Annotated in this window: 18 protein-coding genes; 3 read left to right on the top strand and 15 right to left on the bottom strand. The window is 61.4% G+C overall.

Annotated elements, in window-relative coordinates; translation table 11 throughout:
- The coding region (locus D3M70_RS32490; RefSeq protein WP_305955075.1) for a DNA polymerase ligase N-terminal domain-containing protein at window positions 1–1,090 on the bottom strand (1,090 nt) is incomplete at its 3' end.
- Between the two features lie 49 nt (window positions 1,091–1,139).
- Entirely contained in the window at window positions 1,140–2,063 is a 924-nt protein-coding gene (locus D3M70_RS00825; RefSeq protein ID WP_120123546.1) for a Ku protein, read from the bottom strand.
- Between the two features lie 236 nt (window positions 2,064–2,299).
- Here D3M70_RS00825 and D3M70_RS00820 point away from each other — a divergent pair, with 236 nt between their 5' ends.
- Together D3M70_RS00820 and D3M70_RS00815 are read left to right on the top strand one after the other, a co-directional pair.
- The gene (locus tag D3M70_RS00820) at window positions 2,300–3,490 is read left to right on the top strand and encodes an MFS transporter (protein ID WP_120123545.1); all 1,191 of its coding nucleotides are present in this window, start codon (window positions 2,300–2,302) and stop codon (window positions 3,488–3,490) included.
- Between the two features lie 50 nt (window positions 3,491–3,540).
- A complete protein-coding gene (locus tag D3M70_RS00815) occupies window positions 3,541–4,263 on the top strand; it encodes an SDR family oxidoreductase (protein WP_120123543.1) in 723 nt (240 codons plus the stop codon).
- A 215-nt stretch (window positions 4,264–4,478) separates the two neighbouring features.
- Here the strand turns inward: D3M70_RS00815 and metC are convergent, their stop codons facing one another.
- The 10 genes from metC to D3M70_RS00765 all read right to left on the bottom strand — a co-directional run bounded on the left by metC (window position 4,479) and on the right by D3M70_RS00765 (window position 15,542).
- Window positions 4,479–7,220, bottom strand: coding sequence for a cystathionine beta-lyase (gene metC, locus D3M70_RS00810; protein WP_120123541.1), 2,742 nt, complete (start codon window positions 7,218–7,220; stop codon window positions 4,479–4,481).
- 149 nt (window positions 7,221–7,369) lie between these two features.
- The gene (locus D3M70_RS00805) at window positions 7,370–8,026 is read right to left on the bottom strand and encodes a glutathione S-transferase family protein (RefSeq protein ID WP_120123539.1); all 657 of its coding nucleotides are present in this window, start codon (window positions 8,024–8,026) and stop codon (window positions 7,370–7,372) included.
- Complete coding sequence (locus D3M70_RS00800) at window positions 8,026–8,619, bottom strand: cysteine dioxygenase (protein WP_120123538.1); 594 nt, start codon at window positions 8,617–8,619, stop codon at window positions 8,026–8,028. Before D3M70_RS00800 ends, D3M70_RS00805 begins: the two co-directional genes overlap by 1 nt.
- A gap of 168 nt (window positions 8,620–8,787) precedes the next feature.
- Window positions 8,788–9,627 carry an amino acid ABC transporter ATP-binding protein gene (locus tag D3M70_RS00795; protein WP_120123536.1) on the bottom strand — a complete coding sequence of 280 codons (840 nt, stop codon included), beginning with the start codon at window positions 9,625–9,627 and terminating at the stop codon, window positions 8,788–8,790.
- On the bottom strand, window positions 9,614–10,402 hold the full coding sequence (locus D3M70_RS00790; protein ID WP_120123534.1) for an amino acid ABC transporter permease: 789 nt from the start codon (window positions 10,400–10,402) through the stop codon (window positions 9,614–9,616). The genes D3M70_RS00795 and D3M70_RS00790 overlap by 14 nt, the downstream gene beginning before the upstream one ends.
- Window positions 10,392–11,144: an amino acid ABC transporter permease gene (locus tag D3M70_RS00785; RefSeq protein WP_120123533.1), complete on the bottom strand. Its 753-nt coding sequence runs from the start codon at window positions 11,142–11,144 to the stop codon at window positions 10,392–10,394. Before D3M70_RS00785 ends, D3M70_RS00790 begins: the two co-directional genes overlap by 11 nt.
- Window positions 11,141–12,358 carry an aminotransferase class I/II-fold pyridoxal phosphate-dependent enzyme gene (locus tag D3M70_RS00780; protein WP_120123531.1) on the bottom strand — a complete coding sequence of 406 codons (1,218 nt, stop codon included), beginning with the start codon at window positions 12,356–12,358 and terminating at the stop codon, window positions 11,141–11,143. Before D3M70_RS00780 ends, D3M70_RS00785 begins: the two co-directional genes overlap by 4 nt.
- Window positions 12,355–13,794, bottom strand: a complete 1,440-nt coding sequence (locus tag D3M70_RS00775) for an FAD-binding oxidoreductase (RefSeq protein ID WP_120123529.1) — start codon at window positions 13,792–13,794, stop codon at window positions 12,355–12,357. Before D3M70_RS00775 ends, D3M70_RS00780 begins: the two co-directional genes overlap by 4 nt.
- Window positions 13,795–13,806: 12 nt before the next feature.
- Window positions 13,807–14,655: a transporter substrate-binding domain-containing protein gene (locus D3M70_RS00770; RefSeq protein WP_120123528.1), complete on the bottom strand. Its 849-nt coding sequence runs from the start codon at window positions 14,653–14,655 to the stop codon at window positions 13,807–13,809.
- 44 nt (window positions 14,656–14,699) lie between these two features.
- On the bottom strand, window positions 14,700–15,542 hold the full coding sequence (locus D3M70_RS00765; RefSeq protein ID WP_120123526.1) for a transporter substrate-binding domain-containing protein: 843 nt from the start codon (window positions 15,540–15,542) through the stop codon (window positions 14,700–14,702).
- Between the two features lie 260 nt (window positions 15,543–15,802).
- Between D3M70_RS00765 and D3M70_RS00760 the strand changes: the two genes are divergently transcribed.
- Entirely contained in the window at window positions 15,803–16,657 is an 855-nt protein-coding gene (locus D3M70_RS00760) for a LysR substrate-binding domain-containing protein (protein ID WP_375232904.1), read from the top strand.
- 121 nt (window positions 16,658–16,778) lie between these two features.
- Here the strand turns inward: D3M70_RS00760 and D3M70_RS00755 are convergent, their stop codons facing one another.
- From D3M70_RS00755 to D3M70_RS00745, 3 genes are all read right to left on the bottom strand, one after another.
- Entirely contained in the window at window positions 16,779–17,504 is a 726-nt protein-coding gene (locus D3M70_RS00755; protein ID WP_120123523.1) for an alpha/beta hydrolase, read from the bottom strand.
- Window positions 17,505–17,632: 128 nt separating this feature from the next.
- A complete protein-coding gene (locus D3M70_RS00750; protein WP_120123521.1) occupies window positions 17,633–18,958 on the bottom strand; it encodes an LLM class flavin-dependent oxidoreductase in 1,326 nt (441 codons plus the stop codon).
- Between the two features lie 15 nt (window positions 18,959–18,973).
- The gene (locus D3M70_RS00745) at window positions 18,974–19,915 is read right to left on the bottom strand and encodes an aliphatic sulfonate ABC transporter substrate-binding protein (protein ID WP_120123519.1); all 942 of its coding nucleotides are present in this window, start codon (window positions 19,913–19,915) and stop codon (window positions 18,974–18,976) included.
- Window positions 19,916–20,015 lie beyond the last annotated feature (100 nt).

Genomic DNA, 20,015 nt, shown 5'->3' with positions numbered 1-20,015 from the left:
GCTTGCCCAAGAGTTTCTTCAGGGTCGCACGGCGGTCTTCCACGGGTTTCTCCCGCAGGTCTTCTCCATTGAGAAACGGCACGTCAAACAGGTAATAGACGATATCCTTGCTGCGACCGATTTCGAAGGCATTCTGCAGTGCCTGGAAGTCCGGAAGCCCGGCGTCGTTGAGCACGACCACCTCGCCATCGAGCCAGCCATCCTCCAGATTCAGTTCGCTGACCGCCTTGGCCTGCAACGGCAGGCGCTCGGTCCAGTCGTGGCCGTTGCGGGTGAACATTCGCACCTCGCCATCGAGAATCCGGGTCATGATCCGGTAACCATCGAACTTGATTTCATACAGCCAGTCGCCCTCGGGAGGGGTGTCCATCAACGTGGCGAGTTGAGGCGAGAGCTTGTGCGGGACGGCGGATTGTTTTGTCTTCGCTTTCTTTGCCGTCTTGCTTGCTGGCGTTTTCTCCGCCACCGGCGCCGCGGCTGCGGTTTTGCGTTTGCTGCCTTTTGCCGAGGGTCGCGCCTCGCCCACCGTCGCACCGCTGACCACGCTCTGTGGTTTGTCGGCGACGATGTCGTACTCATCGGCGGACCGGACCGCTTCGTCCTTCTCCTTGATCAACAGCCATTGCTCCTTGTCGCCGCTGCCTTGCAGGTGCGTGCGGACCAGTGCCCAGTCCCCGGTGAGCTTTTCACCGATCAGGGTGAACTTGAGTTTGCCGGCCTTGTAGGTTTCCCGCGGATCGCCGTGGGGCTGCCAGATGCCGCGATCCCAGACGATCACGTCCCCGGCGCCGTACTGGCCTTCAGGAATACTGCCCTCGAAGCTGCCGTAACCCAGCGGATGGTCTTCGACGTGCACCGCCAGACGCTTGTTTTTAGGGTCAAGGCTCGGACCCTTTGGCACCGCCCAGCTCTTCAGTGTGCCGTCCAACTCAAGTCGAAAGTCGTAATGCAGATTGCGCGCATCGTGCTTGTGAATGACGAAACTCAGCGCCTTGCCTTTGCCGCCGGGAGCCCTGCCCGCGGTTTCAGGGGGCTCGGAGGTGATATCGAAATTACGCTTGCGGGTGTACTCACTCACGGGTTTTGCCATGATTGGTTTGACCTCTGCACCTGTATTTCAGACCGTAAGGCGCCGTTTCTCAGGACGCCTTGGTCGCTTTTTTCCTTGCAGGGGCGCGCCGTTTGGCCGGAACGTCTTGATCATCAGCGGCTGCGGTTTTGCTCTTGCTGGCTGTTTTTGTTTTTTCCGGGGCCTTGGCGGCACCGCCTCGGCTGCCCAGACTGCGTTTGAGCAACTCTGTCAGATCGATGACATCAGCGGACTTACGCTCGGTCTCGCCAGCGTCGGTCTCCACATCCTCGATCTTGCCTTCCCGGGCCTTGGTCTCGACCAGCGTCATGATCTGGTCCTGGAACGTGTCACGATATTCTTCGGCGTCTGGCGTCCACTCGGTGCTCATGTCCTTGATCAGGCGCTTGGCCATGTCCAGTTCACTTTTGCTGAGTTTGACGTCGGTGGCCTCTTTGGGCAGATCCAGAGTGTCCAGCCCTCGCACTTCAGCGGGCCAGCGCAACAGCACCAGAATGATGGCCGAATCCAGCGGCATCACCGCCGCCAGGTGCTGGCTGGTGCGGATGACCACATGAGCCAGCGCGACCTTGCCAGTGTCGACAAGGGCCTGCCGTAACAGAGCGTAGACCTTCTCGCCGCGCTTGTCGGGGGCAAGAAAATACGGCGTATCGATGTTCTGCAGCGGAATGTCCCTGGCATCGACAAAACCGAAGATATCGATGGTCTGCGTCGACTTGGGGTGCGCAGCACGAATCTCTTCTTCGCTGATCACCACATAGCGGCCCTTCTCGTACTGCACGCCCTTGACGATGTTCTCTTTGGTGATTTCCTTGCCCGTGGCCTTGTTGATCCGCTTGTAGCCCACCGGGTCCATGCTGCGCTTGTCCAGCCAGTCGAAATCGACGCCCTGCTGCGACGTCGCAGACACCAGCGCCACAGGGATATGCACCAGCCCGAAACTGATCGCGCCTTTCCAGATTGCCCGAGCCATCGCCGTAATTCCCTTGGGGTTTGTGTAGGAGTGACAGGGCGCAATGAGGAAAAGTTTCGGAGGGGCGACGGATGTGAGAATGCGCAGCCAACATCATTCTTCTCAGGCATAAGACATATCGCCTCGACAGCCCTTCTTAACGCAACGAAAAAGCGTTAGCCTCTCGTTCACCCATTCTCCTGCCCCGTGCCAGAGCGCCGTTCTGATGACGAGGCAACCGTTGATCGAGTATTCGCATGACTTCCCTCCCTCACGCCAGCCGCGGTGCAACGATGACCAAAGGGCTGGCTGTACTGTTCGCGTTCTGCTGCGGTGCGATCGTTGCCAACATTTACTACGCCCAACCCATCATCGGCTTGATCGCGCCGGACATCGGCCTGTCCAGCACGCTGGCGAGTTTCATCGTGTCGCTGACGCAGATCGGTTATGCGCTGGGGCTGTTCTTTCTGGTGCCGCTGGGTGATCTGCTGGAAAACCGCAAGCTGATGATCACCACGACCGGCGTGGCGATACTCAGTCTGTTGGGCGCCGCTTTCGCTCAAACCCCGAACCTGTTTCTGCTGGCGTCGCTGCTGGTGGGGTTCAGTTCGGTGGCGGTGCAGATTCTGATTCCGCTGGCCGCGCATCTGGCGCCGGAAGAAAGCCGCGGTCGGGTGGTCGGCAGCATCATGGGCGGCCTGTTGCTGGGAATTCTTCTGGCGCGACCGGCGTCGAGCCTGATCGCCGACCACTTCGGCTGGCGCGCCGTGTTCGGGACGGCTGCGGTGGTGATGCTGGTCATCAGTGGGGTGCTGGCCACGACCATACCCAAACACCAGCCCGCGCACAGCGCCACCTACGGGCAACTGCTCAAGTCGCTATGGACGCTGTTGCGCAAGCAGCCGGTGCTGCGCCAGCGCGCGTTCTATCAGGCATGCATGTTTGCCACCTTCAGCCTGTTCTGGACAGCAGTACCGTTGGAGCTGGCGCGCAATTACGGACTGTCGCAGAGCCAGATCGCACTGTTTGCGCTGGTTGGCGCGATTGGCGCCATCGCTGCGCCGATCGCCGGGCGCCTGGCCGATGCCGGTCACACCCAAGTCGCCAGCCTCTGCGCGATGTTGGTTGCCGCATTGAGCTTTCTTCCCAGCCTGATCACACCGGCCTTCGCGGTTATCGGGATGGCGGTGACCGGCATCGTTCTGGATTTTTGCGTGCAGATGAACATGGTCCTCGGCCAGCGCTCGGTCTACGCACTGGATGCCAAGAGCCGCAGCCGCCTCAACGCGCTGTACATGACCAGCATTTTCATTGGCGGGGCCATTGGTTCGGTGATCGCCAGTGCGCTGTACGACCATGGCGGCTGGATCTGGATCGTCATCGCCGGAAGTGTTTTTCCGTTGTTTGCGCTGTTGGCATTTCTCAAGCATTCGGCATCCAGGAACTGATTCCCATCAATCATCTGTAGGCCAGCATTCACTTTAAAGGGAGACCACCCATGTCCCAACGCACCTTCCTGATCACCGGCGCCAGTAAAGGCATCGGCCGCGCGCTGTCCGAATACCTCGCCGCGGCCGGCCATCAGGTGGTGGGCATCGCTCGCAACGCCGACGACCCGACCTTTCCCGGCGTGCTCAAGGAGCTGGATCTGAGTGACAAGGACCAGACCCGCTGCGGCATGGCCGAGCTGGCCCAGCATTATCAATTCGACGGGCTGGTGAACAATGTCGGACTGGTTCGACCTCAGCCGCTGGGGCAGATCGAGCTGGAAGATTTCGATGCGGTAATGAGCGTCAACCTGCACTCTGCCCTGCTCGCCACCCAGGCTTTGCTGCCCAACATGCGCGAACAGGGCTGGGGCCGGATCGTCAATATCTCCAGCCTGACCGTGCTCGGCATCACCCAGCGCACGGCTTATGCCGCCGCCAAGGCTGCGCTGATCAGTTTCACGCGCTCGTGGGCGCTGGAACTGGCGCAGAGCGGCATCACCGTCAACGCCGTCGCCCCCGGCCCGACCGAAACCGAACTGTTCCGGCAGAACAACCCGGTGGGCAGCGAAGGCGAAAAACGCTACCTGTCCGGCGTGCCCATGGGCCGCTTCGGCCAACCCGAAGAAATCGCCTCGGCGATTGCCTTCCTGCTGTCAGAACAGAGCGGGTTCATGACCGGGCAAACGTTGTTTGTCGATGGCGGGGCGTCGGTGGGTAAGGCGGGGTTCTAAAGCCCAGGATGCATCCATGACAGAACAGCTTGCCAGCGGTTGACGACGCAGTCATTGCGCCCCCCGGCAAGTCACCCTGTTGCGGGGGATGATGATACGCACAGTTCCAGTACGGCTCTCATCTGTGCAGGAGACGTTGGGCCGAAAGTGGAGGACAGCATCCGGCTTTTCGCATGGATAAGCCGGTCGCCCCCGGTTTCAGCGATGCGTGATCATCACCGAATCGCCGCAAACCCCCGTTCCAGATCCTCGATCAACGCACTCACATCCTCCAGCCCGATATGCAGTCGTAACAGCGGGTTCAGGGCTTTGTCTGCGGCGCTGTCGCGGTCCTTGACGCTGGCGACGATGATCAGGCTTTCAAAACCGCCCCATGACGCGCCGAGCCCGAACAGTTGCAAGGCCTCGATAAAGGATTCCAGCTGTCTGGGGTCCTGGTCGGCGAGTTCGAAGGTCAACAAGCCGTTGCTGCCGGTAAAGTCTCGCTTCCAGAGGGCATGATTGGGGTGATCCGCCAGCGCAGGATGGAAGACACGCTTGACCTGAGGATGCTGCTGCAACCAATGAGCGACTTGCAGGGCCTGGCGCTGATGGACATCCAGCCGCGCGGCCAGGGTGCGGGCGCCGCGCAGCACCAGATAGGCATCGTCGGGGCTGACGGTGCTGCCGAAGGTGTCGGTCATCACCGCCAATGGCTGCCACACCGCCTGGGTTGTGCAGACGCTGCCCATCACCACATCGCTGTGTCCGGCCAGGTATTTAGTAAGGGCCATGATGGAAATGTCTGCGCCCAGGGTCAGCGGCCGGTACTGATAACCCGAGCCGTAGGTGTTGTCGACGGCCAACAGAATGCCACGAGATTTGCACAGCGCGGCGATGGCCGGAACGTCCGCCAACTCATAGAGCAGCGATCCCGGCACCTCGGCGTAGACCATGCGCGTGTTGGCCTGTAGCTTGTCTTCGAGCCCGCTGCCGTCGGCGGAAAAATAGCTGTACTGAATGCCGAACGGCTCAAGGAACTCTTCGGCCACCTGGCGCACCGGCGAGTACACCGCGTCGGTGATCAGCACATGATCGCCGGGGCGCAGGTAAGCGAGGAATGTTTGTGCCACCGCCGCCAGACCGGTGCCGTACAGGCGCGTGCGATACCCACCTTCCAGTTCAGTGACCAGATCTTCCAGCTCGAACGCCGTGGGGTTGCCACGGGCGCCATAACTCAGCACGCGCTCGGTGTCCCGACGTTTGCGGGCATCGCGCATCTCGCCAAGGCTGTCGAACAGCACGGTGCTCATACGCGATACCGGCGGGTTAACGCCGCGCACACCACTGCCCTTTGCGCCACGGGCGGCATGGATCAGCCGCGTGCGCACCCGGCTCTCGCTGTCATTGGCCGCCAGTGGCTTGAGGCTGGCAATTTCCTGTTCGGTCATTTGCCCCAACAGGCCGATCTCCCACGCCAGATACTGCCGGGCCGCATCCTTGTTACCGGAGTGTCGGTCGTGGGTGAAGAACAGGAAGTCGATGCACTGCTCGTCCGGCGGATTACTGGCGTCTTCCCTCAGGGGAAGGCCCGCCGCTTGCCAAGTCTTGAAATCCAGCCAGCGCACGGCCCCACGCTGCTGATCTGGCAATTCAAGTGCGGCAATCGCCGCGACGTCGGGATGATCGGCCACCAACACTACAGGCCTGAATTCAGACGCGAGATCATCGACCAGACGCGAACGAATCGACCATATGGAACCTGCGATATGCGCCTTGCGGAAAGCCATGCTGCTGCGCAAATCCAGCAGCGCAACGGCATCGTCCCGGAGCAAGTGATCGAGCTCAGCGGCGGTGATAACACTCAACGTCGGCGCCACAGGAGACGGGCTGCTCGGCAACGCCAGTCCGCTGTGCAGACCACCTTCCAACACGTAAGCCTGATGGCCCAATTGACGCAACCAACTGGCGACGATGGGCGCACGCACCCCGTCGTTGTCCACCAGCACCAGCCGCGCGCCACGCACGCCGACGTACAGATCGGTGGATTGAATCAACTGCCCGCCCGGCGTGTGTTGCGCGCCGGGCACACTGCCGAGGGCGAATTCCTCCGGGGTGCGCACGTCGCAGAGAAACAGGCTGCGCTCAGCGTCTTTTGCCCAGACGGCGACCTGTTCGGCGTTGACGGTCTGCACGCCCGCACGCTGCGCCAGACGCTGCGCGGCGTCACGTTGCTCGCTCAACGCCGCGCCGGGGGACACCTCCGGGTAACGCCGACTGCTGCCGTGCTCCAGCGGCAAATCAGCGAGATACCAGCCCTGGGTGCCGTTTTCCAGCGCATAAACCGGGTTCTTCACGCCGAGGTCGATCAGGGTCTGAGCACCGATGATGCTGCGCGTGCGACCGGCGCAATTGACCACGATCGGGGTGGTTTCGTCGGGCACCAGTTCCGCCAGCCGATAGCCCAGTTCGCCGTTGGGGCAGCAGATTGAGCCGGGGATGGTCATCTTGCGGTATTCGTCGAACGGACGGCCGTCCAGCAGCACCAGCGGTTCGCCTTTGGCCTGCAAGGCAGCCAGTTCGGGAGCGCTGATGTGCGGGGTGTGGCTGGCCTCTTCTACCAACTCGCCGAAGGCCTTGGACGGCACGTGAACCCCGGCAAACAATTGCAGACCCGCCGCCTGCCAGCCATCGGCGCCGCCTTCCAGTACATGAACGCGGGTGTAACCCAGTTCACGCAGTCGCTGGGCCGCGTTAACCGAAACGTCGCTGCCGGTCTGGTCATAAATCACCATTCGCACGCCGGGGCTGGGCGCCAGCCGGCGCACCTCAAGCTCAAGACGGCTGTAGGGCAGATTCACGCCGTGAAACAGATGCGCTTCGCCATATTGACCATGCTCGCGCACATCGAACAGGGCGATTTCATGTCCGTCGAACAACCAGGTTTGCAGGTGTTGCGGGGTGACTTTCTGGCTCATGGAATTCTCGTGATTCAGATTGATGCAACTGGCTTTGTAGGAGCGCGCTTGCCCGCGAAATCATTGGGTCATGCGATATCAATGGCGCAGCCAAAACACTATCGCGGGCAAGCGCGCTCCTACAGTGAGGTCGCCCTCAGGAAACTCGTCTACTGCAACGCCAGCGACTTCTCGCCCGCCGCCACTTCCCTGCCCTTTTCATAGGCCCGCTGCACGGCCGGTCGGGCTTTGATGCGTTCGCGCCAGGCATTGATATTCGGGTAGTGCGCCAGGTCCTGGCCCTGACGCAGCGGCTGAATCCACGGGAAGATCGCCATGTCGGCGATGGAATATTCACCCGCCACGAACGGCACTTCGCCCAGACGTTTTTCCAGCACGCGGTAAAGTCGCTCGGCCTCGGCACCGAGCAGGTCGAGGGCAAACGGAATGGGCTCCGGCGCCTTCTCCTTGAACACCTGCAACTGGCTCAGATAAGGCGTCACGTGGCCGACCTGCCAGAACAGCCACTCCTGCACCCGCTGACGTTCGGCAGTACCTTGCGCTGGCAGAAAACGTCCGGCCTTGTCCGCCAGATAATTGAGAATAGCCCCGGATTCGAACAGGCTCAGCGGCTGGCCGTTTGCAACAGGCGCGTGATCGACGATGGCCGGAATTCGCCCGTTGGCGCTGATCGCCTGAAACCCGTCCTGCTTCTGCTCGCCACTGCGAATGTTGATTGGCCGCAAGCGGTATTCCTGCCCGAGTTCTTCGAGCAGGATGCCGACTTTGAGACCGTTCCCGGTGGGCCAGTAATAAAGATCGATCATCAGTAGGCCTTGATCGAAGGGGCCATTTGCGAGGCGTTGTAGTTGAGCACCTTGCCTTCGGTGTTGACGCCGTATCGCCCGTTCAACGATTCAAGTGGACGGCCGTACAAGTGGAAATGCAGGGTCGGCTTTTCGCCATCGACCTTGATGCCGTGCAAGTCTTCGCCCAGAAAGCTGATCGACGTGCCCGGCTGCACCACCACTTCTTTGCCCAGCTCCAGCTTGGCGAAGGCGGGATCGCTGCCATCGTCGGTGCGTACCCACACATAGTTGATTTCCTGCCCCTCCACCGCGACGATCACCGCCCAGGTTTCGTGGTTGTGCGGCAGCGTGCTTTTGCCCGGCAGCAGCGAGTTCATGTACAGCGTCGGCGTCTCGCCGTCGTCGTTCAGACGATACCGAAAGGCCGTATCGCCCTCGCCCGGCACTGGCGCAGGGAAGACGTCGAAATTGAACAGATCGCGACGCTCGGCCAGCCCTTCGAGCAGGCTGACGATCTCTTGCAACGCCTGGCGATCAACGCCCCGTTGATGGATGACGCGGATTTTCTGCAGGAAATCTTCGATCACATGGCTGCGGTTTTCGGTGCTCATCAGGTGCTCCTTTTATTCGTCTCAAAACATGAAAGGCTTGCCGCTTTTCGTAGGAGCGCGATTGCCCGCGATTGCAACCGGCCAGTGTCATTGATGCAAACTGACACACCGATTCGCGGGCAAGCGCGCTCCTACAGCGTTTTGCGTGATTGACCGACCTTTTCACCCTCAAACCGACAGGCTGTACCGGCTGATATTGCTCAACAGAAACGGGTCACCAGTCGCCACCGGCCGGCGCCCTGCATCGCCCAGGGCGTGGCGCAAAAAGGTTTGGGTACGCTCGCTGGTGGGGCGCTGGAAAATCTGTTCGGCGCTGCCGTGTTCGACGATCAGGCCGTTTTCGGTGAAATACACCACGTCACTGATGTCCTCGGCGAAGCGCATTTCGTGGGTCACCAGCACGCAGGTCATGCCCTCTTCGGTCAGCTCGCGAATGACCGTCAGCACCTCGCCCACGGTTTCAGGATCCAGCGCCGACGTCACCTCATCGAACAGGATCAGTTCGGGGCGCATCGCCAGCGCCCGGGCAATCGCTACACGCTGCTGCTGGCCGCCGGACAACTGCCCGGGATACGCATCGGCCTTGTGTTCCATGCGCACCTTGGCCAGCAACGCGCGGGCTTCTTTCTCGGCGTCCACCGCGTTGCGCCCCAGCACCTTGCGCGGTGCGATCACCAGGTTTTCCAGCACCGACAGATGAGGAAACAGGTTGTACTGCTGAAACACGAAGCCCACGCGCTTGCGCAATTCAATGCGCTGCGCCTCGTTATTGAGCGTGTGCACCTCGGTCTCGCCAACGCGAATCGCGCCCCGTTGCGGCTGCAGCAAACCGGTGATGCAGCGCAGGATGGTCGACTTGCCCGAGCCAGACGGGCCAATGATCGATACCGCCTGCCCGCGCTGCACGTCCAGATCGATGCCTTTGAGGACCTTGTTGCTGCCGAACGAGAGATGAACGTCGCGCAAGCTGATCAAGGGCTGGTCGGCGCGCGTTTCAGGAGAAGGCATAACGTCGCTCCAGGTATTGAGTGAGTCGGGAAATCGGGTAGCAATAAGCGAAGAACAACGCCAGCACACTGAAATAGATCAGCACCGTAAAACCGGTCCGGTTGACCGTGTTGCTGGCGATCTGCGCGGTGTCGATCAGGTCGTGCACACCCACCAGCGAGGCGAGCGCGGTGCCCATGGTGATGACCGCGTAGAGGTTCATCCACGGCGGCAACATGCGCTTGAAGCACTGCGGCAGGATGATCGAACGAAAGATCTGCCCACGAGTGAAGGCCAGCGAACGCGAGGCTTCCCATTGGGTACTGGGGATCGAACCGATGGCGCCACGAAAGATTTCCGCGACGTTGGCACTGGCCGGCAACGCCAGGCCAATGGTCACCTTCACCCAGTCAGGAAAGGCGATCCAGGATGTGCCGATGTGCAGTTCGAACGGGAACACGTAAGTCGTGAAGTAGATCAGCACCAGCCACGGCGCATTGCGGAAGACCTGAACCCAGATTCGCGCCGGCAAGCGCGTGATCCACAAAGGCGAAACGCCCAGCGCACCGATCAACAAGCCCAGCACCGAGCCAATCGCAATCGCCAACAGGCTGATCAGGATGTTCTGCCCGAAACCAGCCGCCAACGCTGGCGACCACTCGTACAACGCGGCAAGCACAGGGTTCTGCGGGAGGCCAAAGATCACGAACAACGCAATAACGGCAACGAGTACGAGCTTGCCCGGATGCCGACGTGGCCAGGACTGCGGCACGCTCACGGATGAATCAATGGCCATAACCGGGCATCCTCAATCTGGCTTCGAGGGCGCGGCCCACACAGTTGACGACGAAGCTGAGCAGGCCGAAAAACGCCAGCAGCAGGATCATCAGTTCCAGCACGTTATCGCTCTGGGTCCAGATCATGATCGACGCATAAGTGATGTCGCCCACGGCGATCGCCGAAGCGACAGCCGTCATCTTCACCAAGTCGATCAGGTTGTTGATCAGCGATGGCAAGGCAAAGCGCAGGGCCAGCGGCAATTGCACATTCCACAGCAACTGGCGGCTGCTGAGCGCGAGCGAACTGGCGGCCTCCAGCGTCACCGCGGGCACGGCTTCGATACCGGCGCGCAAGGCTTCGGCATGAAACGCACCTTTGTGCAGGGAAATCACGAGCACCACCCAGGCGAACGGCGTCAGCGGATTTGCAGTGCCCACCGCCTGGGTCAGCAACATGTTCAACACCAGAAACGCGCAGTACAGCTGCACCAGCGTCGGCGTATTGCGCGTGACCTCGATGAACACACGCGCAGGCTTTGCCAGCCAAGGCTTGCCGCTGGTGAGCATCGCTGCCAGTGCCACGCCCGCGACCAGGCTGCCGACGATGGTAAACAGGCACAGCCAGACCGTGGTCAGCGCGCCATCGACCATCGAGCCGCGCTGATAGGCGTCCAGTAGAAAGCTGTAGTTCAGACCGAACTTCGCCGTCCACTGCACGAACCCTGTCAGCCATTCATTGAAGGCAAGCCAGTGACTCATGCCAGCGCCTCGACCCGCAGCTGTGCGCAGGCGTTGGCGATGCGGCGCCCCGCTTCGATCACACTGCTGGTGGCGGTGGCGATCGACAGGCGAAACCACGGCGACAAGCCATACGCGCTCCCCGCCACACCGGCCACGCCCTGCTCCAGCAGATAATCCACCACGTCACCGTCGTTGTTCAGGCGCTGGCCGTCGGGGCGAACCCGGCCCAGCAACCCTTGGCAACGCACGAAGACGAAGAAGCCGCCTTCCGGTGTCAGCACATCGAGGCCATCCACTTCGCTCAAGGTCGACACCAACAGATCGCGACGTTGCCGATAGGCCTGCACCTGTTCCGGCAGAAACGCCAGCCCGCCCTCGAACGCCGCCAGTGCTGCGGCCTGCCCCACCGACGAAGCACCGGAGGTCGATTGCGACTGGATGACGGTCATCGCGCTCGTCAGCTCTTGAGGACCCGCACCGAAGCCGATTCGCCAGCCGGTCATGGCGTAGGTTTTCGAGACACCGCCGACCAGCAGCGCGCGGGATTGCAGATCCGGCGCGACGTTCAGCAGGCTCAAGGCAGGTCGGCCGTCGAAACGGATGTGTTCGTAAAGTTCGTCCAGCAACACCAGGACCTGCGGGTGACGGCGCAGCACCTCGGCCAGCGCCAGCAATTCGGCCTCGCTGTACACGGCGCCGCTCGGATTGCCCGGCCCGTTGAGAATCAACCAGCGGGTGCGCTCGGTAATGTGTTGCTCCAGTTGCTCGGGCGTCAGCTTGCAGCCCTGCTCCAGACCACACTCGATGAACACCGGCTCGCCACCGTTGACCCGCACGATGTCCGGAAACGACGGCCAGTACGGCACCGGCACCAGCACCTCATCGCCGTCATCGAGGGTCGAGGCGAAGGCGTTGAAGATCACCTGCTTGGCGCCATTGCCGACGACGATGGAGGGTAGCGCGTAGTCCAGACGATTTTCCCGCTGCAATTTGCCCTGGATTGCCTCGCGCAATTTCTTCACGCCTGGCGTCGGCGTGTACTTGGTCGCGCCATTCTCGATGGCTGTGTAGGCCGCCTGTTTGATGTGCTTGGGGGTGTCGAAATCAGGCTCGCCGGTGGTCAGGTCGAGAATGTCGCGACCGGCTTCACGCAGGGCGGTGGCCTGGGACTTGGCGGCGGCGTTGGCGGACAGGGAAACGCGCTGCACGCGCCGGGATAGACGAACGCTCATTGTTCAGTGCTCCGGTTTTCGACACTCGCCAGAACCTTGCCTGGGTTGAGCAGATTAAGAGGGTCCAGCGCCTGCTTCACGCGACGCATCAGGTCCAGTTCGACGGCGCTCTTGTAGCGCGGCAGCATCGCCCGCTTGCGCTGCCCGATCCCGTGCTCGGCGCTGATCGAGCCGCCAAAGGCATGGGCGCTGTCATGCACCCGTTCGCTGAGTTCGGCGTAGTGCGCCATGTGCGCCTCGACCGTGGAATTCAGCGGATGAGCAACGTTGTAATGCAGGTTGCCGTCGCCCAAGTGGCCAAAGGTAAAATTGCGCACGCCGGGAAAGTGTTGTTGGAGCAAGGCATCGGTGTGCTCGACGAACTCGACGATGCGCGAGATCGGAATCGAAATGTCATGCTTCATGTTGCGTCCGGCGCGCTTCTGCGCCTCGCTCATGTTCTCGCGCAACAGCCACAGCGCCTCGCTTTGTGCCAGGCTTTCGGCGATCAGGGCGTCGGCCAGCAAGTCCTCTTCAAAAGCGCTGCCCAGCACGTCCTCGAACGCCTGGCGGGCGTGGGCGTCGCTGTGGTTATCGGACAGTTCGAGCAACGCGAACCAGGGTTGCGACGCATGCAAAAACGGCTGTGGCCCTTCCGGAAACTGCTCGCGCAACAGGGCCAGGCAATCGGCGGTCAGCAGCTCGAAAGCCGTGAGGCTGGCACCAAATCCGGCACGGGCATGGGACAGAAAACGCACGGCCTGGCCGAGTGAGTCGAAGGCCAGAAACGCCGTGGACCGGGCTTTCGGCAACGGGAACAGCTTCAAGGTCGCGGCGGTAATGATCCCCAGCGTGCCTTCGCTGCCAATGTACAGATCGCGCAGGTCATAACCGGTGTTGTCCTTGCGCAGACCACGCAAACCGTTCCAGATTTCACCTTCGGCAGTGACCACCTCAAGGCCCAGTGTCAGCTCCCGGGTATTGCCGTAGCGCAAGACTGCTGTGCCTCCAGCGTTGGTCCCCAGATTGCCGCCGATGGTGCAGCTGCCCTCTGCGCCCAGGCTCAGGGGAAACAGGCGTCCGGCCTCACGGGCCACGTCCTGAACGTTCTGCAGAATGCAGCCAGCTTCCACCGTCAGCGTATCGTTATCGGTATCGATCTGGCGTACCCGATTCAGTCGGTCCAGCAACAACAGCACCGAACGGCCGCTGGCGTCCGGCGTTGCCGCACCCATCAGGCCAGTGTTGCCGCCCTGCACCACAATCGGGGTTTTGTGAGCAACACAGGCGCGCACCACCGCCGCGACTTCTTCTGTGTTGGCCGGACGAACCAGCGCCAGCGCCTTGCCGACGTAGGTGCCCTGTTTGTCGGTCAGTTGTGTCTGGGACGCATCGCCCGGCTGCACATGGCGTGCGCCGAGCAATTGCTGCAAGGTCTGGAAAAGATCGCTGCTCATCAGAGGCCTCCGTTATTGAGCAGCAAGCGGCGCGGCGTTGCGGAACTGCTCATGCAGATCGCGCAGTGCCTGGGACGGCGCCATGCCGGTTCGCTCACCCACTTCGATCAGCCAGCCGCTGCGATGCCAGTCACGAATGATCGCGTCGAGTTTCGCCTGAGTGTCATGCTCGCCCTTGCGCACCCATATCACCGATTTCGAGGGGATCAGGTCACTCGCCAAAGGAATGTTGTAGTCGGCCCACTCCGGGTCATCCAGCAGCGCATGCATGGTCGGACTGACATGAACCGCAGCGACACAGCCGTTGCCTCGCAGAGACAGCAGCGACTCGGACTGACTGCGGAAGGCCTTGATCTGCGCGCCGTAGGTTTCCTGCAACGGCTTGATGAAGTTGCTGCCTTGAGACACACAGACCGGCTTGCCCTTGAGGTCTTCCCATTGGCTGATGCCGGCGCCTTTGCGGATAAGCGCCGCGCCGCCGACTTCTTCGTAGGGCGTTGGCACGTAGTCGAGAATCTCTGCGCGCTCGTCGGTGTACTGCATGTTGGCGATCAGAATGTCGACCTTGCCCTGCTGCAGGAACTGCACGCGATTGGGCGCCAGCACCGAAACGGTTTCGACCTCGACGCCGAGTTTATGGGCGATGCCCTTGGCCAGCTCGACGTTGTAGCCCAGATGCTCGCCGGTTTTCGGGTCGATGGTGCCAAACGGCGGGCCGCTGAGGATCACGCCGATGCTGATCTTGTGACGCTGCTGAATTTTGTCCAGGGTCGCGTCGGCCTGAGCCAAGGTGGCGCAAACTGTGAGGCCCAGAGAAAGGCCAAGCACTGACAGGGTTTTACCGATGGAAAAACGGCTCATGAACGAATGCCTTGTATGGGGTGCCCGAAAGAGCGGAAAACGCTTCAGGCGCCCGCGGTCTGGAACTTGTCATGCAGCTCGACCAACGCGGGTGACGCCGGGGTGATGTGATGGCGTTTCTCGGCCTCGATCAGCCAGCCGGTGCGGTGCCAGCCTTTGACGATGGCGTCCAGCCTGGCCTGGGTGTCGGTTTCGCCCGGACGGGTCCAGATCACCGACGGCGCCGGGTTGAGTTCAGGGCTGATCGCGCGGTAGTTCTGCCACTCCGGGCTGTCGGCCACCAGCGGGTTGATCAGCGTGGCGTCGTGGACCGCCGCTACGCAGTTGTTGCCGCGCAGGGCCAGCAGGGATTCCGAGGAGCTTTTGAAGGCTTTGAGTTCAGCGCCGAATTCGGTCAGCGGTTTGACGTAGCTGCTGCCTTGGGAGGTGCAGACCGGTTGGCCTTTTAGGTCTTCCCAACGGGTAATCTTGCTGTCTTTGAGCACGGCCGCAGTGCCGCCGACGCGGTAGAACGGGGTTGGCACGAAGCCCAGTTGCTGACCCCGCTCGGCGGTCCATTCCATGTTGGCGATCAGCAGATCGACCTTGCCCTGTTGCAGAAACTGCACACGGTTGGCGGGCAGCACCGGGATCAGTTCGACTTCGGCGCCCAGTTGACGACCCAGGTCTTCGGCCATGTCGACATTCAGGCCCTTGGGCTCCTGGCTGCTCGGATCGATGGAGCCGAACGGCCCACCGGAGAGCAGCACGCCGACCACCAGGCGGTGACGCTGCTCGATCTTGTCCAGCGTGGCATCAGCATGGGCCGCGAAACTTGCGCCCAGGGAAACCATCACCCCGACAAACAACGGCAACAAACGGGCAACTGGCGAGCGCGTGTACGGCATGGATTTCCCCCTCGAATGGTCATCGGCTCGGCGCTTGCGACGGTCTACGTCAGCGCCTTGTAATGATCGGCATCCTAGGGAGCAAACTCGGACAACGGAAATTCAAATATCAAATATGGTTATAACTTTCTGGTTTTAGCGTTTTTATAAAATGGTTATAAGCCCGTAATCCTAGGGATCTTGCGGTCAAGAGTCAGAAATGAATGCCCTAAAACATAAAATTCCGTAATGTATTAACCACTCCACTTGATATGAAAACCATGTCCACCACTCTCGACCTCGAACTGCTGCGCACCTTCGTCGCGGTCGTCGACCACCACAGTTTCGCTGAAGCTGGCGCGCGGTTGTCGCGTACGCAATCGTCTGTCACCCAGCACATGCAGCGCCTCGAACAGCAAGTCGGCGTCAGCCTGTTTCAGAAACAGGGACGGCAGAAGCAACTCACCGAACCCGGCCGCCAACTGCTGCGCCATGCGCGGCAAATGCTGTCGCTCAACGACGACGCCCTCAATTCCCTGCGGGAAAGCAGCCTCAGCGGCGTATTGCGCATCGGCTCGCCCCACGATATCGCCGACACGATTCTGCCGCCGATCCTCAGCCACATCGCCCGCTCGGCACCGAAGCTCAGATTAGAAATCGACGTGGGCCGCAGCCCGTTTCTGATGGACGATCTGCATCGCGGCAAGGTCGACATGGTGATTTCGACCCGCGAAGATCCGGGACTGGAAGGGTTTGCGCTAAGGACATCGCCGGTGTGGTGGATCTGCTCGGCCCAATACCAACACGTGCCGGGGGAACCGATACCCCTGATTCTGGTGGACGAGCCGAGCATCTATCGGCGCTATGCCATCGAAGCGCTGGAACGCGCCAGCATTTCCTGGCGCCAGGCCTATCTGGCCTCGAACCTGATCGGCATCAAGGCCGCCACCCGCGCAGGGCTGGGCGTAACGGCCCGCAGCATGGAAATGCTCGGGCCGGACATGCGGGTTCTGGGAGAGGCCGACGGCCTGCCAAGAATGCCTGACGTCACCTACCACCTGTGGATCCGGCCCAATACCGTAAACCCGCTGGCAAGGCGAGCGTATGAGCTGATCCGGGGGAGTCAGGGGTTATGATGCGGCGGCGGAAATGAGATTCGTCAATCCTTGAGTCATCCGGTTTGACGGCGGTTCTGACTTCAACATAGCCACCGCCGACAAGCCGAGCGCCGCCCGGCCGGACGGCTACAGGCCATCGTCACCGAGCGGCCAACACGCCCTCAAGCCAACGCTTCAAATCGGCAATCTCTGCCGACGTGATGGTATGCCCCGCCCCCGCATACGAATGAAACTGCGGCGTGATCAATAGATTTTCCAGCACCGTCTGCGCTTCGGTCGCCCCCGAGAACGGCACGCGATTGTCCGCCGAGCCGTGACCGATGAACACCTTGAGTGACTTCAGCCCCTCGTCCGGTTTCAGCCGCGCGTTCAGGTCCGCGAGGATCTTGCCGCTCAACGGCGCAATGCCACGCACCAGCTCCGGGTGTTGCAGGCCGATCTGATACGTCATCATCGCGCCTTGGCTGAAGCCGATCAGCACCACCTTGTCTGGCTGCGTGCCGTATTTCTCGGTGGCCTGCTCGATGAAGGTCCTGAGCAGGTCGGTGCTTTTGTCCACATCGCTGGTCACGCCTTCGTATTCAGCCTGATCGGTGTCCTGGGTGAACCACTTGTAGCCGCCGCCATCGACTTCCAGCGGGGCACGCACCGAGAGGTAGGTAGAGCCCGGCGACAGTTCGTCCTTGATGCCGAACAGGTCGCGCTCATCACTGCCGTAGCCGTGCAGAAAGATGACCAGGGGTTTGTCTTTGGAATCTGCGGGGGCCGCAGCGAGATAAGGCAGGGCAAGGTCCGTGAGCATGGCGGGTTCGGCATGAGCGAACCCTGTGAACACGCAGAGCAGCGCGGCGAAAAACTTCATCATGGAGGTTGGGCCCTTTCAGAAAAACGTCGGGCCCATCATACGCAGCATGTCCCGAATGTCAGCCCGTAATCGATCGGGGGAAGCTGTCGCAATGCTGTACGGGTTGCAGATTTCTGCCGCTTGCCAGGTCAGTCGTCCAACGCCGCAAGCCCCAGATGCTCGCGCAACGTCGAGCCCTCATACGCCGTGCGAAACAGCCCCTTGCGCTGCAAATGCGGAATCACGCTCTCGACGAACTCACTGAACGACCCTGGCAGATACGCGGGCGAAATCACGAAGCCATCGCACCCGCCTTGAGTGAACAGTTCCGCCAACTGGTCGGCCACCTGCGCGCCGGTGCCCACCAGTTGTGGCACACGCACGCTGCTGGCGAAGATCCGGCCGAGTTCTTCCAGCGTGGTGTCCGGTCCCTGCATCAACAGTTTCTCCGCCGCTGCCGGATGAATCGACGGTGAGCGCGCGATGTCTGCCAGGGTCGCCGACAACGGAAACGGCGAGAGGTCGACGTTCAATTGCGAGGCCAGCGTCACCAGGCCCAGCTCGGGACGCGCCAGGGCATTGTGCTTGTCGCGCTTGGCCCGCGCCTCGGCTTCGCTGCCACCAATGAAAGGCATCACCGCCGTCAGCACCTTGCAACCGTCGGCGCTGCGGCCTTGCTGCACGACCTGCCCGCGCACGTCCTCGCGGAACGCGTGCATGGCCTTCAAATGCGGGTGAATGGTGAAGATCGCTTCCGCCCAGCGTGCACCAAACCTGCGGCCTCGACCCGAAGACCCGGCCTGAATCAGCACCGGCCTGCCCTGCGGCGTGCGCGGAATGTTCAGCGGCCCTTCGACGTTGAACCACTCCCCCTGGTGCTGCACCGAGGTGATCTTCGAAGGATCTGCCAGCACGCCGCTCTCGCGATCCAGCTTCAAGGCATCCGGTGCCCAACTGCGCCACAGCTTCAGCGCGACTTCGACGAACTCGTCGGCCCGGTCGTAACGCAGGTCGTGCTCCAGGTGTTTGTCTTTACCGAACAGGCGACCTTCGCTGTCATTCATCGAGGTCACGATGTTCCAGGCGGCGCGCCCCTTGGACAGATGATCCAGCGTCGCGAACTCGCGAGCGATGTGCGCCGGTTCGTAATAGGTGGTCGAGCGGGTGGCGCCGAGGCCCAGCTTGCGAGTCTGACCGACCAGATACGACAGAATGGGCAAGGGGTCCAGACGGGTTGCATCTTGCGCTCCGTATCTCAACGCCACGTCTCGCGACCCGCCCATTTGATCGCCCACCGCGAGTCGATCGGCGAAAAACAGGAAATCGAACAACCCCTCCTCCACCACCCGCGCCGTGCGCGCGTAGTATTCGGGGTCGAGGTAATTGCCCAGCGTTTCCGGGTGACGCCATGCCGCGTGACTGTGAATGACCGGCCCGGTCAACAGAAAGGCAGACAGGTGAATTTGACGACTCATGAGGCTTCTCCTGCCTTATTTGGCCTTGGGTACCCAGACGGCTATGTCGGAAATCTTCAGCGGCTTGGGAATCAACTTCGCCTCGTAGTAGTCGTCGGCGATGCGCTGCTGCTCAGCCAGTTCATCGACCTTCACCGGGACGATGTCGTAACTGCGACGGCTGTTGGCCAATTCCACCGTCTCGGGCGGAATGTTCCCCCACAGTGGCGCCAGGTTTTTCGCGGCTTCCTGAGGATGGCCCTTTACCCACTGCCCGGCGTCATGAAGGGTGTCGAACACCACCTGTAGCACCTCGGGATGAGCCTGGGCGAAGCGGGTGTTGGCGACATAGAACCGGTTGTAGTTGGCGACACCGTCGGTGCCATCGGCCACGATCCGCACATGATGTTCACGCTGCTGAGTTGCCAGGAAGGGGTCCCAGATCGCCCAGGCATCGACCTTGCCGCTGGAAAACGCCGCCACGCCGTCCGGCGCTTCCAGGTACACCGGCGTGATGTCGCTCAGGGTCAGGCTGGCCTTCTTCAGCGCCGAGATCAGCAAAAAGTTACTGCCCGAGCCTTTCGACACAGCGACGGTCTTGCCCTTCAGATCGGCGACGCTGTGAATCGGTGAATTGTCCTGCACGATGATGGCCTGCGCGGTCGGCGACGGGTTTTCCCGCGCGTAGTACGTCAGCGGCGTATTCGCAGCCTGGGTGAACAGCGCGAAGGCGTCCGCCACGTCGGCATGCAGATCGACACTGCCTGCGTTCATCGCACTCAACAGGCCGCTGCTGAACTCATGCCAGTTCACCGTGAAACCCAACGGCTTGAGGCGCTGCTCGATCTGGCCATCGTTCTTGAGCAACAGCCACAGCGTCGAAGAGCGCTGATAACCGATGTTGATGACCTGCTCGGCGTGCGCCGTCACGGTCGCCAGCAGCAAGGCCGCGGCGACAAGGAGTTTACGAAGGGGCATGGCAATCCTTGAGTGGTTGAACGGGGACGCTATTCAACAAGACATGAGCGTGGAGGTTTAAAGTCGATTTGATTATAAAAACTGCCACCGATTATGAAAG

Source organism: Pseudomonas sp. LS-2 (genome assembly GCF_003605735.1).
Taxonomy (GTDB): Bacteria; Pseudomonadota; Gammaproteobacteria; order Pseudomonadales; family Pseudomonadaceae; genus Aquipseudomonas.
This window is presented reverse-complemented; position numbering and strand designations above follow the sequence as displayed.

Bases quoted from the DNA above. Each gene is read 5' to 3' on its own strand.
- D3M70_RS00765 (WP_120123526.1), bottom strand. From the start codon at position 15,542: ATGCCGTACACGCGCTCGCCAGTTGCCCGTTTGTTGCCGTTGTTTGTC.
- D3M70_RS00815 (WP_120123543.1), top strand. From the start codon at position 3,541: ATGTCCCAACGCACCTTCCTGATCACCGGCGCCAGTAAAGGCATCGGC.
- D3M70_RS00750 (WP_120123521.1), bottom strand. From the start codon at position 18,958: ATGAGTCGTCAAATTCACCTGTCTGCCTTTCTGTTGACCGGGCCGGTC.
- D3M70_RS00780 (WP_120123531.1), bottom strand. From the start codon at position 12,358: ATGAGCGTTCGTCTATCCCGGCGCGTGCAGCGCGTTTCCCTGTCCGCC.
- D3M70_RS00755 (WP_120123523.1), bottom strand. From the start codon at position 17,504: ATGATGAAGTTTTTCGCCGCGCTGCTCTGCGTGTTCACAGGGTTCGCT.
- D3M70_RS00800 (WP_120123538.1), bottom strand. From the start codon at position 8,619: ATGAGCACCGAAAACCGCAGCCATGTGATCGAAGATTTCCTGCAGAAA.
- D3M70_RS00785 (WP_120123533.1), bottom strand. From the start codon at position 11,144: ATGAGTCACTGGCTTGCCTTCAATGAATGGCTGACAGGGTTCGTGCAG.
- D3M70_RS00805 (WP_120123539.1), bottom strand. From the start codon at position 8,026: ATGATCGATCTTTATTACTGGCCCACCGGGAACGGTCTCAAAGTCGGC.
- metC (WP_120123541.1), bottom strand. From the start codon at position 7,220: ATGAGCCAGAAAGTCACCCCGCAACACCTGCAAACCTGGTTGTTCGAC.
- D3M70_RS00790 (WP_120123534.1), bottom strand. From the start codon at position 10,402: ATGGCCATTGATTCATCCGTGAGCGTGCCGCAGTCCTGGCCACGTCGG.
- D3M70_RS00770 (WP_120123528.1), bottom strand. From the start codon at position 14,655: ATGAGCCGTTTTTCCATCGGTAAAACCCTGTCAGTGCTTGGCCTTTCT.
- D3M70_RS00745 (WP_120123519.1), bottom strand. From the start codon at position 19,915: ATGCCCCTTCGTAAACTCCTTGTCGCCGCGGCCTTGCTGCTGGCGACC.
- D3M70_RS00775 (WP_120123529.1), bottom strand. From the start codon at position 13,794: ATGAGCAGCGATCTTTTCCAGACCTTGCAGCAATTGCTCGGCGCACGC.
- D3M70_RS00825 (WP_120123546.1), bottom strand. From the start codon at position 2,063: ATGGCTCGGGCAATCTGGAAAGGCGCGATCAGTTTCGGGCTGGTGCAT.
- D3M70_RS00820 (WP_120123545.1), top strand. From the start codon at position 2,300: ATGACTTCCCTCCCTCACGCCAGCCGCGGTGCAACGATGACCAAAGGG.
- D3M70_RS00760 (WP_375232904.1), top strand. From the start codon at position 15,803: ATGTCCACCACTCTCGACCTCGAACTGCTGCGCACCTTCGTCGCGGTC.
- D3M70_RS00795 (WP_120123536.1), bottom strand. From the start codon at position 9,627: ATGCCTTCTCCTGAAACGCGCGCCGACCAGCCCTTGATCAGCTTGCGC.